The organism is Ectothiorhodospira shaposhnikovii (assembly GCF_022227765.1).
Classification (GTDB): Bacteria; Pseudomonadota; Gammaproteobacteria; order Ectothiorhodospirales; family Ectothiorhodospiraceae; genus Ectothiorhodospira.
Genome location: NZ_JAJMLZ010000002.1, coordinates 272,024 through 286,893, shown reverse-complemented (window position 1 = coordinate 286,893; position 14,870 = coordinate 272,024). Strand labels below are relative to the sequence as shown.

The following is a 14,870-nucleotide window of genomic DNA, read 5'->3' as shown; positions in this document are numbered from 1 at the left end:
CCATGACAGTAGACAGCCAACAACTTACTGCACTGCGCTGGGTCAAGAAGGAACTGGATGCCCTGTTGACGGAAGCACGGGCTGCCCTTGAGACCTTCAGCGATGATGCCGGGCGGACGGACAGCCTGGAAGAGGCCCGCAGGTTGCTGGATCAGGTGGAAGGCACCCTACGGATGCTGGATCTCCACGGTGCCGCCATGCTGGCACGGGAGATGTCCGCGTTGGTCGGGGCACTGCTCGCCGGCGAGGTGACCGGGCGGGAAGAGGCCCTGGAAACCGTGACCAGGGCCATGCTCCAGCTGCCGGATTATCTGGAACACCTGCGGACCGGCCACCGGGATGTGCCGCTGGTCCTGCTGCCCTTGCTCAATGACCTGCGCACCGTCCGCAAGGCATCGCTGCTGAGCGAAACCGTCTTCTTCTTCCCTGACCTGGCCTCGATCAGCGCCAAGCCGCTGGAAGAACCGCTCCTGCCGACCGAGCAAGGGGTGGATATCCAGACCTTGGCCCGTGTCTATCGGCATCAGTATCAACTCGGCCTGGTCAGCCTGCTCAGGGGGGCGCAGATCGAGGCGGGGGCGCAGCGTATCGACAAGGCCGTGGCCGGGTTGCGCCGCTGTGCCCGGCGGGCCGAGGTGCAACGTTTCTTCTGGGTGGTGGGAGCGATCAGCGAGGCACTCCGCTCCGGCGGGCTGGAGCCCGGCGCTGCCGTCAAGCAGTTGCTGGGGCAGGTGGATCGCCAGATACGTTTCCTGATCGAGAACGATGAAGCCGCCATGGCGGCGGGGATTCCCGACGATCTGCTGCGCAATCTGCTGTATTACGCGGGGCGGGCCACTTCCCGCGGCCCCCTGGTCACCGCCGTGCGGGAGGCATATCGTCTCGGGGAACTGCTGCCCGACGAGGCGGAGCTGCGCGCCGCCCAGGAAGGGCTCAGCGCACCCAACCGGGAACTCATGCTGACCGTATCCCGCGCCATTCGGGAGGATCTGGCGGACGTCAAGGACAACCTGGACGTGTTCATGCACACCGGCGGACGACAGCGGGAGGCTCTGCGGCCCCTGGTGGGCAAGCTGCGCAGCATGGCCGACACCCTGGCCATGGTGGGGATGGCGGAGCCCCGCGAGATTGCATTGCGCGAGGCGGACATTCTTGAAGCCATCATGAACGGCGATGCCGCCCCGGAAGAGACGGTCCTGATGCAGGCCGCCGCCGACATGCTCAACATGGAAGCGGCGATCCGTTCCGCGGCGGAAGGTCGGGGAGACGAAGGGGGGGAGGAGGGGCTGCCCGGCACGCTCGGGGCCCTGTCGCCGACGGAGTCACGCGCCCTCATGCACTCCCTCATGGGAGAGGCGCTGGCCGATCTTGCCCGGGTCAAGGACGCCCTCAATACCTTCGTGCATGACCCCGGAAATACCGCCGTGGTGGGCGAGGTGCCCCGCACCCTGGATGGTCTGTCGGGTGTGCTGGCCTGGCTGAATCTGGCGGACGAAGTGACCCTCTTGCACGGACTGCGGGACGTGATCCAGGCCCGCTGCATCGATGACCCCCGGCCGCTGCAGTCGGATGAGGAAACCCTGCTGGCCGATGTGCTGACCGCCCTCGAATGCGCCCTGGAGGCACGCACGAGCGGCCATGGCAATGCCGATGACCTGCTGGCCCGCGGGCATGCCGCGCTGGCAAGGCTTGGCGGGGCCGTGGATGCGGTTGAGGCGTCGCCGTTCCCGGATGCGCCCCCCCTGGATGACCTGCCCGAGCTTGAACCCTTGCCGGACCTGCCCGAGGAGGACATTCGCTGGGAGCCGCTGCCGGAGCCGCCCGACGACATTCAGTGGGAGCCGTTACCCGGGCTCGAACCGTCAGCGGACCATGACGAGGACGTGTCGGATCACACTCCGCGGCTGGAGCCGTCGGAGGATGATCTGGAAGATGACCGTACACTGGTGATTCCGCGGCGGGTTCCGGAGTTTGAAGATCTGGAGCCGCCCCCGGCGGCGTCGGTCGTGCCGGCAACGGAGGATGACGACGACGAGGCCGGAGGCGGCCTCGTCGCGCTGGTCGAAGACCTGGACCCGGACATCCTGGAGGTGTTCCTGGAAGAGGCCGACGAGGAAGTGATCCGGATCGGTGAGCAGGTGCCGCGCTGGTGCGCACATCCGGACAATCAGGATGCCCTGGTCACGCTCCGTCGGTCCTTCCACACCCTCAAAGGCAGCGGCCGCTTGGTCGGTGCGCAGTTGCTGGGTGAATTTGCCTGGGCCAACGAAAACCTGCTCAATCATCTGATCGATGGTCAGGTCGCGCCGGGGCCGGAGGTGTTGGCCGCCATGGAAGCTTCCAGCGGGATGCTGCCCCGTCTGGTGGCCCAGATCCGGGGTGAACCCTGTTCCGTTGCCGAGGCCCAGTCCCTGATCCTGCGATTGCAGGCCCTGGTGGAACCGCAGCCGGTCGACATGCCTCTTGCGGCGGAGCCGCCGGAGCAGTCTGGACCCGTGTCACGCATGGATCCGGTGCTGCTGTCCATTTTCGGCGCGGAAACCCGCCAGCACCTGCGGACCCTGGAGGCCCTGCTGGACGAGGTGCCGCCGGGGGCCGCGGGCCTTCCCATCCAGTCCGAGCTGCTGCGGGCGATGCATACCCTCAACGGCAGTGCCCGTACCGCCGAGGTGCCCGAGATCTCCGCGGTCTGCGGCACCTGTGAGCGTTATTTGAATCTGCGCGCGGAAGCGGAGCCATCGGTGCCCCCGGAAGCCTTGCCGGATTTGCGCGCCCTGACCGTGCATGTGCATGGGGTTCTGGATGCCCTGGAGCGGGGGGATGCCTCCCTGCCCACGGCGGAGGCGCTGGAAGCCCGGTTCCGACAGCTTCACGAGCAGGAGCAGGCCCATCAGGAGGCCCTGCGCCAGGCATGGGACCTTGAGGCTGCCGAGCCGGCCGATGTCGCGTCGCCGGAAGCGCGCGCGGACCTGGATATCCTTGACTCCGAACCCGAACCCGAACCAGCGCCGGAGTTGGAGTTGGAGTTGGAGTTGGAGTCGGTCACGGACGAGCCGGATCCGGAGCTGGTGGCACTGTTCCTGGAGGAGGCGGTGGACATTCTCCATGCCGCCGATGCCTCGTTGGATCTTTGGTCCGAATCCCTGGGTAATCCAGACCCCGTACAGGCCTTCCAGCGTCAGCTCCATACCCTCAAGGGTGGTGCCCGGATGGCCGGCATGACCCCCATCGGCGATCTGAGCCATGCCCTGGAAAGCCTCATGATCGCCCTGACCGAGGGGGAACGGGCGCCGGAATCCCCCATGATCGAGGTGGCGCGACAGGCCCTGGATCAACTCAACACCATGGTGGAACAGGCCCGGCAGGGCGAGACGGTGGTCCCCGTGCCTCGGCTGGTGGCGCGTCTGCATGCCTTGATCGAGGGAGGCGAGGCCGTCTCCATCGCCGAGCCGTCCCCGCCGCCGGCAGTGGAGCCCGAGGCGGATACCGAGATCCGCCGCCGGCCGGTCCTGGAGCGTGCCGCCGAGCCGGTGATTCCCCTGCGCGTGGAAGCCGAACCGCCTCGGCCCGCCCCTGAGCCGGCCCGTGCCGGTGCCGCCGGGCAGGATGTGGTGCGTGTCCGTGCCGACGTGCTGGACAGCCTGGTGAACTACGCCGGCGAGGTGAACATCTACCATGCCCGCATGGAGCAGCAGATCACCAGTTTCGGCTTCAACCTGGGTGAGCTGGAACAGACCATCCAGCGCCTGCGCGAGCAGTTGCGCAAGCTGGAAATGGAAACCGAGGCCCAGATCCTGTTCCGTCATGAACAGGAGCAGGGCGCGGCCCGATGGCAGGAGGACTTCGATCCTCTGGAGCTGGATCGCTATTCCAATATCCAGCAGCTGTCCCGGGCCCTGGCGGAAAGCGTCAGCGACCTGTCCAGTATCCAGGGTTTGCTGGCGGATCAGGTCAAGGACACGGAAACCCTGTTACTGCAGCAGACCCGGGTGTCCACCGACCTTCAGGAAGGACTCATGCACACCCGCATGGTGCAGTTCGCCACCATCGTGCCTCGGTTGCGCCGAATCGTCCGACAGACCGCCTCGGAATTGGGCAAGCGAGTGGAACTGGAAGTCGAGGGCGAGGGCAGTGAGCTGGATCGCTCGGTACTGGAACGCATGCTGGCCCCCATGGAGCACATGCTCCGCAATGCCATCTCCCACGGCATCGAGGCGCCAGACCGGCGCCGTGCCCAGGGCAAGGACGAGACCGGGCAGGTGCGCCTGCACATGCGTCGTGAAGGTTCGGAAGTCGTGCTGGAAGTCGCCGATGATGGGGCGGGCGTGGATCTGGATGCCGTGCGGGCCAAGGTGACGCGGCTGGGCCTGTCCAGTGATCCGTCTCTGCTCACCGAGCAGGACCTGATGCAGTTCATCCTGGAATCCGGGTTCTCCACCGCCAGTCAGGTGAGCCAGATCTCCGGTCGCGGTGTCGGCATGGATGTGGTCAACAGTGAGATCAAGCAGCTCGGCGGCGTGCTGTCCATCGATAGCACCCGAGGCAGGGGGACCCGCTTCACCATCCGCCTGCCCTTCACCCTGGCCATCAGTCAGGCCCTGCTGGTGCAGACCGGTGACGAGATCTTTGCCGTTCCCCTTTCCAGCATCGAGGGCATCCTGCGCATGCAGGGGCGTGACCTGGCGGCGTTCCATGCCGCCGACGATCCCGTCTACGAGTATGCGGGCAACGCCTATGAAGTGAAGCATCTGGGTGCCCTGCTCAAGGTATCCCGTCCCCTGATACCATCCCCGGACGCCATGTGTCCGGTCCTGCTGGTGCGTTCGGGCGATCATCGCATCGCACTGCATGTGGATGCCTTGATGGGCAGTCGCGAGGTGGTGATCAAACCGGTGGGGCCTCAGGTTTCCCGGGTGAAGGGGATTGCCGGCGCCACCATCCTGGGGGATGGTCGCGTGGTGATGATCCTGGATGTACCGGCCCTGGTGCGGGCGGGGGCCGGTGTCCGACTGGCCTATCACGGCGTGCAGCCGGATACGGCGAGCGAGCGCCGGCGTGCCACCGTCATGGTGGTGGATGACTCCATCACCATCCGCAAGGTCACCGCCCGCGCCCTGGAACGCCAGGGCTACCAGGTGCTGACCGCCAGGGACGGGGTGGACGCGCTGGCCCAGTTGCAGGAGCAGGTGCCGGACCTGATGTTGTTGGACATCGAGATGCCGCGCATGGATGGCTTTGAACTGGCCACTCATATCCGCAATGACGCCCGTCTGCGCCGCATGCCCATCATCATGATCACCTCCCGTACCGGCGACAAGCACCGGCAACGGGCCATGGAGATCGGTGTTAATCGCTATCTGGGCAAACCCTATCAGGAGATGGATCTGCTGACGCAGATTCGGGAAGTGCTCGATGAGCATCAAGGCAGCGGGGGGGCGGCATGAGCGAGTCCATCAGCGACAGTGTCCATGCCTTCATCATTTCCCTGCAGGAGCAGAACCTGCTCCTGCCCCAGTCCGCCGTGGTCGAGGTGGTGACCCAGCAGGTGGTGCGGGAAGTGGCGAGCGCGCCGGACTGGTTGCGGGGCGTGTTTGAATGGCGTCAGTCCCAGGTGCCTATCGTCTCCCTGGACACCCTGCTGGGTGTGCCCAGGGAGCGTCAGACCCGCATCAATCGTTTTGTGGTCATGCACGGAATCGAGCGCTTGCCCGGGCTGGAGTACTACGCCCTGCAGGTACGGGGCATTCCCCATCCGGTGACGCTGAACCCGGCCGACATCCAGAATCTGCCCCGGCGGGAGGATGACCCGGCGGCGGTGGCGGCCCGGGTCAGGGCCAGCGGGGTACTGTGCATGATCCCCGCCTTCGAGGGCATCGAGCGCATGCTTAAGGACGTATTGAGCCGGCTCTGAACCAATCAGTCTCCCAGGTCGCCCCAAAGGGCCTGAATCACCGCCAGGGCCGCCACGCCGGCGGTTTCGGTGCGCAGGATTCGCGGTCCCAGCCGCACCGGCGTCATGCCTTCATGGACGGCTTGGCCGATCTCGTTTTCCTCCAGTCCTCCTTCGGGGCCGATCAGCAGGTGGATCGATGCCGGTCGGTTCCTGATGCCGGTGAGGCCGTGGGTGGCCCTCGGGTCCAGCACCAGCCCCAGTGCCTGTTCCTCCGCCCCCGGGCCGCTTCGGTACGCCCCCAGCCAGTGCGTCAGGGGCATGGGCGGCAACAGTTCGGGAATATCGTTGCGTCCACACTGTTCACAGGCGCTGATGATCACTCCCCGCCAATGGGCCATGCGCTTGTCCAGGCGTCGCTCGTCGTCGCCGCCCACGGTGCGGCGGGTAATCACCGGCTGGATCCGGGACACCCCAAGTTCCGTGGCCTTCTGCAGGCCGTAATCCATGCGATCCCCCTTGGCGATGCCCTGCGCCAGGGTGACCGGGAGGGTCGGCCGGGTATCCCGGGGGACACGGGCCTCGATGCGCGCCGCCGAGGCCCGTCGTTCGGCCTGGATCAGCGTGGCCGTGTATTCAGCGCCGTCGCCGTTGAAGAGGATCAGCGGGGCACCGGTGCGCAGGCGCAGGACCTGCACCACATGGCGGTGGGCCCGTTCGTCCAGGTCGACTTCCCGGCCGACGGCCAGGGGGTGATCCAGATAGCAGCGGGGGACTCTCATTCCGGTTGCGGGGTCAGGCCCAGGTTCTTCCAGATGGCCGAGACGGGGCCGGCCTGGTTCATGGTGTAGAAGTGCAGCCCCGGCGAGCCTTCGTGCAGGAGCTGATCGCACATGCGGCTTACCACCTCTTCACCGAAGGCACGGATGGCGTCCAGGTCATCCCCGTAGGCTTCCAGGCGCTTGCGGATCCAGCGGGGGATCTCGGCGCCGCAGGCGTCGGAGAAGCGGGCCAGCTGCTTGTAGTTGGTGATGGGCATGATGCCCGGCACGATGGGGATGTTGATGCCCATGCGCTCGCAGTCGTCGACGAAGCGGAAATAGGCATCCGCCGAATAGAAATACTGGGTGATGGCCGAGTCGGCGCCGGCCTCCACCTTGCGCTTGAAGTTCTCCAGGTCCTTGAAGGCGCTGGGGGCCTGAGGATGGAACTCGGGGTAGGCGGCGACTTCCAGGGTGAAGTGATCGCCGGTCTCGCGACGAATGAATTCCACCAGTTCGTTGGCGTAGCGGAACTCGCCGGGCTCGCGCATGCCGGAGGGCAGATCCCCGCGCAGGGCGACGATATGGCGCAGCCCGTTGTCCATGTAGGTCTTGAGGATGGATCGCATCTGTTCCGCCGTGGAGTCGATGCAGGACAGGTGGGGCGCGGCGGCAATGCCCGAATGTGTGTGGATGTCCAGCACCGTCTCCAGGGTGCGGGCCTGGGTGGAGCCGCCGGCGCCGTAGGTAACGGAGAAAAAGCGCGGTTCCAGCCTGGCCAGCCGGGTCCAGGTCTTGCGCAGCTTTTCCGCGCCCTCTTCATTCTTGGGCGGGAAGAACTCGAAGCTGAAGGTGCGTTCGTGTCGAAGTTGGGATTTCATGGGTCCTCCGCAAGGGATTGCGGGAAGCGTGATCCGATGGGCGCAAAAAACCCCTCTCCCGGGGGAGAGGGGCGGGTCAACCCCGTCCGATCAGTACCGGTAATGTTCCGGCTTGAACGGTCCGTCCACCGACAGGCCCAGGTATTTGGCCTGCTGCTCGGTGAGGCGGGTCAGCTGGGCGCCGATCTTCTTCAGGTGCAGGGAGGCCACCTTCTCGTCCAGGTGCTTGGGCAGCACGTAGACGTCGTTCTGGTATTTGTCGCCGTGCTGCCACAGCTCGATCTGGGCCATCACCTGGTTGGTGAAGGAGTTGGACATGACGAAGCTGGGATGGCCGGTGCCGCAGCCCAGGTTCACCAGACGGCCTTCGGCCAGCAGGATGATGCGGTGGCCGTCGGGGAAGATCACATGATCCACCTGGGGCTTGATGTTTTCCCACTGATACTTGCGCAGGCCGGCCACGTCGATCTCGGAATCGAAGTGGCCGATGTTGCAGACAATGGCCTGGTTACGCATGCGTGCCATGTGCTCGGCGGTGATCACGTTCACGTTGCCGGTGGCGGTGACGAAGATGTCGGCCTTGTCGCAGGCCTCGTCCATGGTGACCACCCGGTAGCCTTCCATCGCCGCCTGCAGGGCACAGATGGGGTCGATCTCGGTGATCCATACCTCGGCGGACAGGGCGCGCAGGGACTGGGCGGAACCCTTGCCCACGTCGCCATAGCCGCAGACCACGGCGGTCTTGCCGGCGATCATCACGTCGGTGGCCCGCTTGATGGCATCCACCAGGGACTCGCGGCAACCGTAGAGGTTGTCGAACTTGGACTTGGTGACCGAGTCGTTGACGTTGATGGCGGGGAAGGGCAGGGCGCCTTCCTTGGCCATCTGGTAGAGACGATGCACGCCGGTGGTGGTTTCCTCGGTGACACCCTTGATGTTCTTCAGGATGTTGGAGTACCAGCCGGGCTGCTGCTTGACCCGCTCCTTGATCTGGGCAAACAGTACCTGCTCCTCCTCGTTGGTGGGGTTTTCCACCACGGACAGGTCCTGCTCGGCGCGGGCGCCCAGGTGGATCAGCAGGGTGGCGTCACCGCCGTCGTCCAGGATCATGTTGGGGGTGCCGCCGTCGGACCACTCGAAGATCCGGTGGCAGAAGTCCCAGTACTCTTCCAGGGTTTCACCCTTGAAGGCGAACACGGGCGTGCCGGTGGCCGCGATGGCGGCGGCGGCGTGGTCCTGGGTGGAGAAGATGTTGCAGGAGGCCCAGCGCACATCGGCGCCCAGGGCCTGGAGGGTCTCGATCAGCACCGCCGTCTGGATGGTCATGTGCAGGCTGCCGGCAATGCGGGCGCCCTTGAGCGGCTGGGACTTGGAGAATTCCTCCCGGGTGGCCATCAGACCGGGCATTTCGGTCTCGGCGATGGCGATTTCCTTGCGACCGAAGTCGGCCAGGGACATGTCCTTGACAAAGAAATCCTGGTTCTTGGTATCTACCACGGCATTCATTCAACACACTCCTCAAAAAGCGTTGGGGCGAGGGTGCGATGGGGCCGGGGGAAATAACGCAACTCGCCGACCGCCATCGCGGATACAGCGAGCGCCGTTTTAGGAGGTGTCTGAGCCTGGCGAACCGAAGGGTCCGTTGCAGCGCTCCTCAGACTGAACTGGGTATTATAGGGGAAGCGTCGGGGCTTTGCATCGGTGGCATGTGTGCCCGCTCCCTCGCCGTTCTGCTCCGTCGACCGGATTCAATCTGGGTCGGGCGCGGTCGATTCATGCCCTGGCGATGGTTCGGTATGGCCGATCGGCCCTTTTTCCTTTTCACCCGGGCCCGTATCGGATCATGGTGATCCGGGTATGAAGTTTCCTGGGCATGAATGATCCGCGGTTTGACTCATATCTAAATCATGAGTATCTGCTGATGTTTGGTTCGGGTCGGCTTTGAGTCAGGTCGTCCGCGGGGGCTGGGGATGCTGACGGATCTTCGGCCTTGAATCTGTTGACTCTGCTCTGGGCCGGCTTGCACTGCCGGTTGAGTATGGCGCGGGAGTTCAGGCTCGGTTCGCCGGTGATCCCTCATCATCTTTACGGTGCTTGCGGGATTTGGCGGATGGGCTCGATTCTTCGGGCCTGGTCGAAGTGGCTTTGCAAGTCTCTGTCCTGAAAACTGTTTATCCAGGTCTTTGCATGTGGCGTGGAGTGAATTGTTGATGTGTGTCGGACTGCCGGGCGAGATCGGTAGTCGCGGGCCTGGATGTGCATTCTTTTGTCTGATGCTGATAAGTACATGCCGATCCGGAGACGGCGGAAGATCCTCTTTCAAGGCCGAATCCGGAATGGCGAAATATACAATAATTTCCTTGAGCGATGTGAAAACCATGCTGCGCTTATGTCATAATCACGACACACGTAGTATGTGTGATTTGCCTCATTCAGGGTGTGGGCTGAATATATCCGTATTCCGGTTCCCGTCGTAACTTCACCGCTGCATGGCCGTGATGCGATGGGGTGGTTGTTTCCGGTATGGATTGTTTTGTCGTCAAAATAATAGAAGTGTGTGGGCCAATATTTAGAATCATCGGCCTGCCGTATGATTTTCCGGAGAGATGAATGACCGAGACCATGAAAAACCCTATGGAAATGTCCGCCCAGGAACTCTATGCCCTGGCGCGCAAGCGGGAAGAGCAGGAGGCCGCGGCCAAGGAGGAGGCGGTGCGTGAGCAGCGCCAGGCCCTGCGTGAACAACGTCGGGAACTGGTGCGTCGGCATCGCAAGGAACTGGCGGCCCTGGATCGCGAGATCAGCAAGCTGGGCGGCAAGGTGTCCGCGGGGCGTGCCTCCCGTACCGTCGATGATGCCGGCCCCAGTCAGGTGATTTGTGAGATCGTGGCCTCCGAGCCCGAGATGTCCATCGGTGAGATTCGGGAACGTGCCGCAGCGGCAGGTCTGAATGTGAAGAACATCAGCCAAACCCTGGGTTACCTCAAAAAGCAGGGGCGTCTGGACTCGCCCCGGCGCGGTGTCTATCGGGCCGCCTGAACGGTGTTCCCGGCATCTCGTCCTTCTTGTTGAGGGCCCTGCCTTTCCCGTGCCCGCGATGCCATTCGCGGGCGCTTGACTTTGGGTGCAGCATTTGGTCCTCAAGTCATGTAGAATGCGCGCCCAAAATCTCTACCCCTACCATCTGAAATACCCGTGCAGGAGTCATATGTGAATCAAGCTGAAGCAGAACTGCAGTTGAAGGTCTGGAAAGAACTTGCCATCAGCAAGCAGATGCTGATGAAGGGGGCCACGGATGCCCTGGGTCTGGACCCTGAGTGCAGCACCGAGGAACTCAAGGCTGCCCTTGACGTTGCCATCCAGAGGGGCAACGAGGCGGATGTAAAGATCAAGCAGGCCAACGAGCAGGCCCGGCAGGCCATCGACGCCATGGAAAAGAAGGTCAAGGCCAGCGAGAAGGCGCAGATCCTGGCGGATGCCGCCCGCGAAGAGGCCCTTTCCCGGCTGCAGAGCGGTGAGCAGGACATGGCCGCGGAGCGCGTGGCTCACACCAAGGAAATGAAATCCATCAAGGAGCAGCTGGCCGAGAAGGACAAGGCCCTCAAGGCCATCAACAAGGCCCTGGCCGATACGCCTGAAAACGTCATGAAGAAACTGCGGCAGCTCAAGAAGCAGAAACATGACGAAGCCACCGCCCGCAAGCAGTTGGAAACCCAGCTTTCCGGTCTGCGCAAGGAAAAGCGTGAACTGGATGAAAAGGTGAGTACCCTGCAGGCCGCCCTGGAAAGCAGCGCCAAGCTGGTGGAGCAGTATCGGGAGCTGCGCAAGGTTTCCGAGCAGTTGCTGGACCAGGCCAAGGGCGCCGCCGGCGACGAAGCCCCGGCGCTGCCCGAGCTGGATGCCCAGCTGCTCGAGGCCATCGAACAGGCTGCCGCCGCCAAGTAATCCGCTGTCGTGGCACGGCCTTCGGGTCTGCCCCGCGGGCGTCCGGGTCTGCATGTGATGCAGTCGCGGCATGATCCCGGCATTATCACGGGCAGCCTTGTTCCGAGGCTGCCCAGGATTGATGCCGGTGTTTCGCGTGCGTCGTTTTCCGCTTCGTCTGATTTCTGATCCATGACCCGCCGTCATTCCTCTCCGCGCAAGTCCGCCGGGTCCCGTCCCGTCCCGCGCCGCTCCCGGCTCTGGTTGCTGGGCGCGGTCCTGGCCTGTGCATCCTTGCTGGGCGTGTTCCAGATGCCCCACTGGGCGCTGGATCTGCTGCCGCCGGAGTTGCGTCAGGGTATCCATCAGACCCGAGCCATGGTGGAGCCCCTGCTGCCGGAGGCCTGGCGTTACCGCCGCGACCCGGTGCCGGCGGAGGTGCTGCCCGTGACGGCAGCCAACTGGAGCCTGGCCCGCAGAGCCCTTTATGAGCGCGTCCATGCGGACCAGCCCCAAACCTTCTACTGCGGTTGTCGGTATGACGGCGACCTGCGTGTGGATCTGGGCAGTTGCGGCCTTGAGTCCCTGGTGACCGAGTCACGGGCCTTGAGGGTCGAGGCCGAGCATGTCTTTCCCGCCTCCTGGTTCGGTCAGTTCCGGCGTTGCTGGCAGGAGCCGGAGCGTTATGAGGCCTGCCGTTCCGCATCGGGGCGGACCCTGTCGGGGCGTGAATGCTGTCAGCGGGTCGATCCCGGTTTTTTGGCGGCCCACAATGATCTGCACAATCTCTATCCCAGCGTCGGCTACATCAATGGGCGCCGATCCAATTACGACTGGGGGCGGGTGTTCTGGTTCGGGGACCGCTATGGAGACTGCGAGATCCGCATCAGTCGCTGGCTGCGCCGTGCCGAGCCGCCCGATGCGGCCAAGGGCAGCATCGCCCGCACCATGCTCTACATGCGCGATACCTACGGTTTTCACCTGAGCCGCTGGGATGAACGCCGCTATTACGCCTGGAACAACCGGTATCCTCCCGATGCCTGGGAGCTGGAGCGTAACCAGCGCATCAAGGCGATTCAGGGGCTGGGGAATGCCTATGTGGAGTTCTGGCGACCGCTGCCCTGAGCGTGGTTTTTCCGAGCCTGTTTCCGGGGTGAAGGTTTTAATTGACTCGGCTCAACTTAGCGAAGATTTTCCGTTTCTTGAGCCCATCCCCGAGGTCATAGTCCAATCCTGTGAAGATGCTGAGACAATGAAATTGCGATTTGGGGGCGTATCAATCGGGGCTGTCATGGAAAATCCCTTGCCAGGAGATCAGCTTGATGTCGATGAGCTCTGCATTCTGAGCGGGCTGTTGTCACCTCCCACCATGGATACGCTGGAAGCGATGGAGGAGATGGCGGACAGCTGGAGCTGGCTCAAGCCGGCCCTGCCGGAACTGCGGATGCTGGGACTGCCGGTGCTGCGTCATGAATATCAGCGGCTCTTCACTGATGAGGCGTGTCCGGCCCGGGAGTCGGCCTGGTCCGATCAGGTGATGGCGGGCGGTACTCACAATCTGTTGGTCCTGTACCGGCAGGCCGGCATCGCCCTTCAGGGGCGGGCGCCGGACTCCCTGGCCATGCAGCTCATCTATGCGGCCTGGTACCTGGAGCAGGATCTGCCCAACTCACCCTACGGTTGGCGTGACCTGTGGGAGCATCTGTGCGGCTGGGTGCCACGGTTTGCCCGTTGCCTGCAGGAAAAGGCCGCTCTGGAGATCTATCGGGCGCTGGGGCGACGTCTGGAGGAATTGTTCACGCCTTGCGAATCCGGGGCATGACGGCCTGGGCGATCCGGTCGGCGGACGTTTCGGCCTCCGGATCCGTTTCCCGCGGGAAACCCAGGACGGGCACCGGCAGGCGCCTGCCGATGTCGGCCGCGTTGTCCATGCCGACGGGCGCGGGGCCTTCGCTGTGATTGAGTACCACCGCCGCCAGTGACAGGTTCCGATGCCGGATGGCCTCCGCGATCAGTAGGACATGGTTGATGACCCCCAGACGGTCCGGCGCCACCAGCACGACGGGCATGGCCAGGGCTTGGGCCAGGTCGGCGTTCAGCCCGTCTTCGGTCAGGGGAGAGTAGAACCCGCCGGCGCCTTCCACCAGCAGACAGTCTCCCTTCCTATCCTCATCCGGGGCGTGACAGGCCCTGATCAGATCCGCCAGGAACAAGGGATTGCCCGCCAGCCGGGCCGCCCGGTCCGGAGCCAGGGCGTGTTCGAAACGATAGGGGGTGATCCGGTCCAGTCCCTGCCCGCCTGCCGCTGCCATCAGGTGGGCCCCGTCGGCGGGCCAAAGCGCCCCGTCGCGCCGCTCACAGCCGGACTCGGCAGGCTTGCGCACGATCACCTTCCGGCCCTCCCGAGCCAGCGCACGGACCAGGGCACACCCCACCACGGTCTTACCGACGCCGGTGTCGGTCCCCGTGATGAACAGGCCGCTGGATGGGGAGGCGGACATCAGCTCAGGCCCGAGCCGGTGAGGCGTTCCAGGGCCTCCCGGTATTTATCCGCCACCTGCCTCACCACGTCTTCCGGCAGTGCCGGGCCGGGGTCGGCCTTGTTCCAGTCCAGGGTCTCCAGATAATCCCGCAGGTATTGCTTGTCGAAGGAGGGTGGACTCATCCCGGGGGCATAGGTGTCAGCCGGCCAGAAGCGGGAGGAATCCGGGGTCAGCGCCTCGTCAATCAGGTGCAGGATGCCGCGCTCGTCCAGGCCGAACTCGAACTTGGTGTCGGCGATGATGATGCCTCGCTCCAGGGCGTAGGCGGCGGCCTCCTGGTACAGACGCAGGGCCGTATCCCTGACCTGTGCCGCCACCGCCGGACCCAGCGTGCGCTCGGTATGGGCAAAGTCCACGTTTTCGTCGTGTTCGCCCACGGCGGCCTTGGTGGAGGGGGTGTAGATGGGTTCCGGCAGGCGATCGGCCATGCGCAGGCCCGGAGGCAGGGCGATGCCGCAGACACTGCCGTCGGCCTGGTAGCTCTTCCAGCCGGAGCCGATCAGATAGCCTCGCACCACGGCTTCCACCGGCAGGGCCTTGAGGCGTTTGACCACGATGCTGCGACCCTCCAGCGGCGCCCGCTCCACCGGATCGGGGATCACGTCGGCCAGGGTCAGGTCGCAGAGCTGGTTGGGCACCACATGGGCCAGCCGCTCGAACCAGAACTGGGAGATCTGCGTCAGGACCCGGCCCTTGTCCGGGATGGGGGTGGGCAGGATCACGTCGAAGGCCGAGAGCCGGTCGGTGGTGACGATGAGCATGTGCTGCTCGTCCACGGCATAGATATCCCGCACCTTGCCCCGGTGGATCAGGGGCAGGCTCTTGATCTGGCTTTCAAAGAGGGCGGCGGTCATGGCAGGCTACCGAAAAA

The 14,870-nt window shown here is 64.4% G+C and carries 11 protein-coding genes and 1 riboswitch; of the genes, 6 read left to right on the top strand and 5 right to left on the bottom strand.

The genetic code is table 11. The features are described 5' to 3' along the window. Positions 1-2 precede the first annotated feature (2 nt). The gene (locus tag LQD11_RS03915; protein WP_238616350.1) at positions 3-5,444 is read left to right on the top strand and encodes a hybrid sensor histidine kinase/response regulator; all 5,442 of its coding nucleotides are present in this window, start codon (positions 3-5) and stop codon (positions 5,442-5,444) included. Continuing rightward, positions 5,441-5,911, top strand: a complete 471-nt coding sequence (locus LQD11_RS03910; RefSeq protein WP_238616349.1) for a chemotaxis protein CheW — start codon at positions 5,441-5,443, stop codon at positions 5,909-5,911. Before LQD11_RS03915 ends, LQD11_RS03910 begins: the two co-directional genes overlap by 4 nt. 5 nt (positions 5,912-5,916) lie before the next feature. Here LQD11_RS03910 and LQD11_RS03905 read toward each other — a convergent pair whose 3' ends face one another. The 3 genes from LQD11_RS03905 to ahcY all read right to left on the bottom strand — a co-directional run bounded on the left by LQD11_RS03905 (position 5,917) and on the right by ahcY (position 9,038). Then, positions 5,917-6,672 (bottom strand): 16S rRNA (uracil(1498)-N(3))-methyltransferase, encoded by a 756-nt coding sequence (locus LQD11_RS03905; protein WP_238616348.1) that lies wholly within the window; start codon positions 6,670-6,672, stop codon positions 5,917-5,919. Continuing rightward, positions 6,669-7,532, bottom strand: a complete 864-nt coding sequence (gene metF, locus LQD11_RS03900; protein WP_238616347.1) for a methylenetetrahydrofolate reductase [NAD(P)H] — start codon at positions 7,530-7,532, stop codon at positions 6,669-6,671. The genes LQD11_RS03905 and metF overlap by 4 nt, the downstream gene beginning before the upstream one ends. 90 nt (positions 7,533-7,622) lie before the next feature. Continuing rightward, positions 7,623-9,038: an adenosylhomocysteinase gene (gene ahcY / locus LQD11_RS03895; protein WP_238616346.1), complete on the bottom strand. Its 1,416-nt coding sequence runs from the start codon at positions 9,036-9,038 to the stop codon at positions 7,623-7,625. 82 nt (positions 9,039-9,120) lie between these two features. After that, positions 9,121-9,194, bottom strand: a riboswitch (S-adenosyl-L-homocysteine riboswitch). A gap of 948 nt (positions 9,195-10,142) precedes the next feature. On the opposite strand from ahcY, the gene LQD11_RS03890 reads away from it, so the two are divergent. The 4 genes from LQD11_RS03890 (at position 10,143) to LQD11_RS03875 (ending at position 13,278) form a co-directional block, all read left to right on the top strand. Continuing rightward, positions 10,143-10,571: a hypothetical protein gene (locus LQD11_RS03890; RefSeq protein ID WP_238616345.1), complete on the top strand. Its 429-nt coding sequence runs from the start codon at positions 10,143-10,145 to the stop codon at positions 10,569-10,571. 171 nt (positions 10,572-10,742) lie between these two features. After that, positions 10,743-11,477: a coiled-coil domain-containing protein gene (locus LQD11_RS03885; protein WP_238616344.1), complete on the top strand. Its 735-nt coding sequence runs from the start codon at positions 10,743-10,745 to the stop codon at positions 11,475-11,477. Between the two features lie 171 nt (positions 11,478-11,648). Next, the gene (locus LQD11_RS03880) at positions 11,649-12,581 is read left to right on the top strand and encodes an endonuclease (protein ID WP_238616343.1); all 933 of its coding nucleotides are present in this window, start codon (positions 11,649-11,651) and stop codon (positions 12,579-12,581) included. A 178-nt stretch (positions 12,582-12,759) separates the two neighbouring features. Beyond that, entirely contained in the window at positions 12,760-13,278 is a 519-nt protein-coding gene (locus tag LQD11_RS03875; protein WP_238616342.1) for a TorD/DmsD family molecular chaperone, read from the top strand. On the opposite strand, the gene bioD is transcribed toward LQD11_RS03875, so the two are convergent. Together bioD and LQD11_RS03865 are read right to left on the bottom strand one after the other, a co-directional pair. Next, positions 13,253-13,957: a dethiobiotin synthase gene (bioD, locus tag LQD11_RS03870; protein WP_238616341.1), complete on the bottom strand. Its 705-nt coding sequence runs from the start codon at positions 13,955-13,957 to the stop codon at positions 13,253-13,255. The genes LQD11_RS03875 and bioD overlap by 26 nt on opposite strands. Further along, positions 13,957-14,853: a phosphoribosylaminoimidazolesuccinocarboxamide synthase gene (locus LQD11_RS03865; protein WP_238616340.1), complete on the bottom strand. Its 897-nt coding sequence runs from the start codon at positions 14,851-14,853 to the stop codon at positions 13,957-13,959. Before LQD11_RS03865 ends, bioD begins: the two co-directional genes overlap by 1 nt. Positions 14,854-14,870 lie beyond the last annotated feature (17 nt).

Coding starts and splice junctions, on each gene's coding strand:
- LQD11_RS03890 (WP_238616345.1), top strand. CDS start 10,143: ATGACCGAGACCATGAAAAACCCTATGGAAATGTCCGCCCAGGAACTC.
- LQD11_RS03910 (WP_238616349.1), top strand. CDS start 5,441: ATGAGCGAGTCCATCAGCGACAGTGTCCATGCCTTCATCATTTCCCTG.
- ahcY (WP_238616346.1), bottom strand. CDS start 9,038: ATGAATGCCGTGGTAGATACCAAGAACCAGGATTTCTTTGTCAAGGAC.
- LQD11_RS03880 (WP_238616343.1), top strand. CDS start 11,649: ATGACCCGCCGTCATTCCTCTCCGCGCAAGTCCGCCGGGTCCCGTCCC.
- LQD11_RS03915 (WP_238616350.1), top strand. CDS start 3: ATGACAGTAGACAGCCAACAACTTACTGCACTGCGCTGGGTCAAGAAG.
- LQD11_RS03865 (WP_238616340.1), bottom strand. CDS start 14,853: ATGACCGCCGCCCTCTTTGAAAGCCAGATCAAGAGCCTGCCCCTGATC.
- bioD (WP_238616341.1), bottom strand. CDS start 13,957: ATGTCCGCCTCCCCATCCAGCGGCCTGTTCATCACGGGGACCGACACC.
- metF (WP_238616347.1), bottom strand. CDS start 7,532: ATGAAATCCCAACTTCGACACGAACGCACCTTCAGCTTCGAGTTCTTC.
- LQD11_RS03905 (WP_238616348.1), bottom strand. CDS start 6,672: ATGAGAGTCCCCCGCTGCTATCTGGATCACCCCCTGGCCGTCGGCCGG.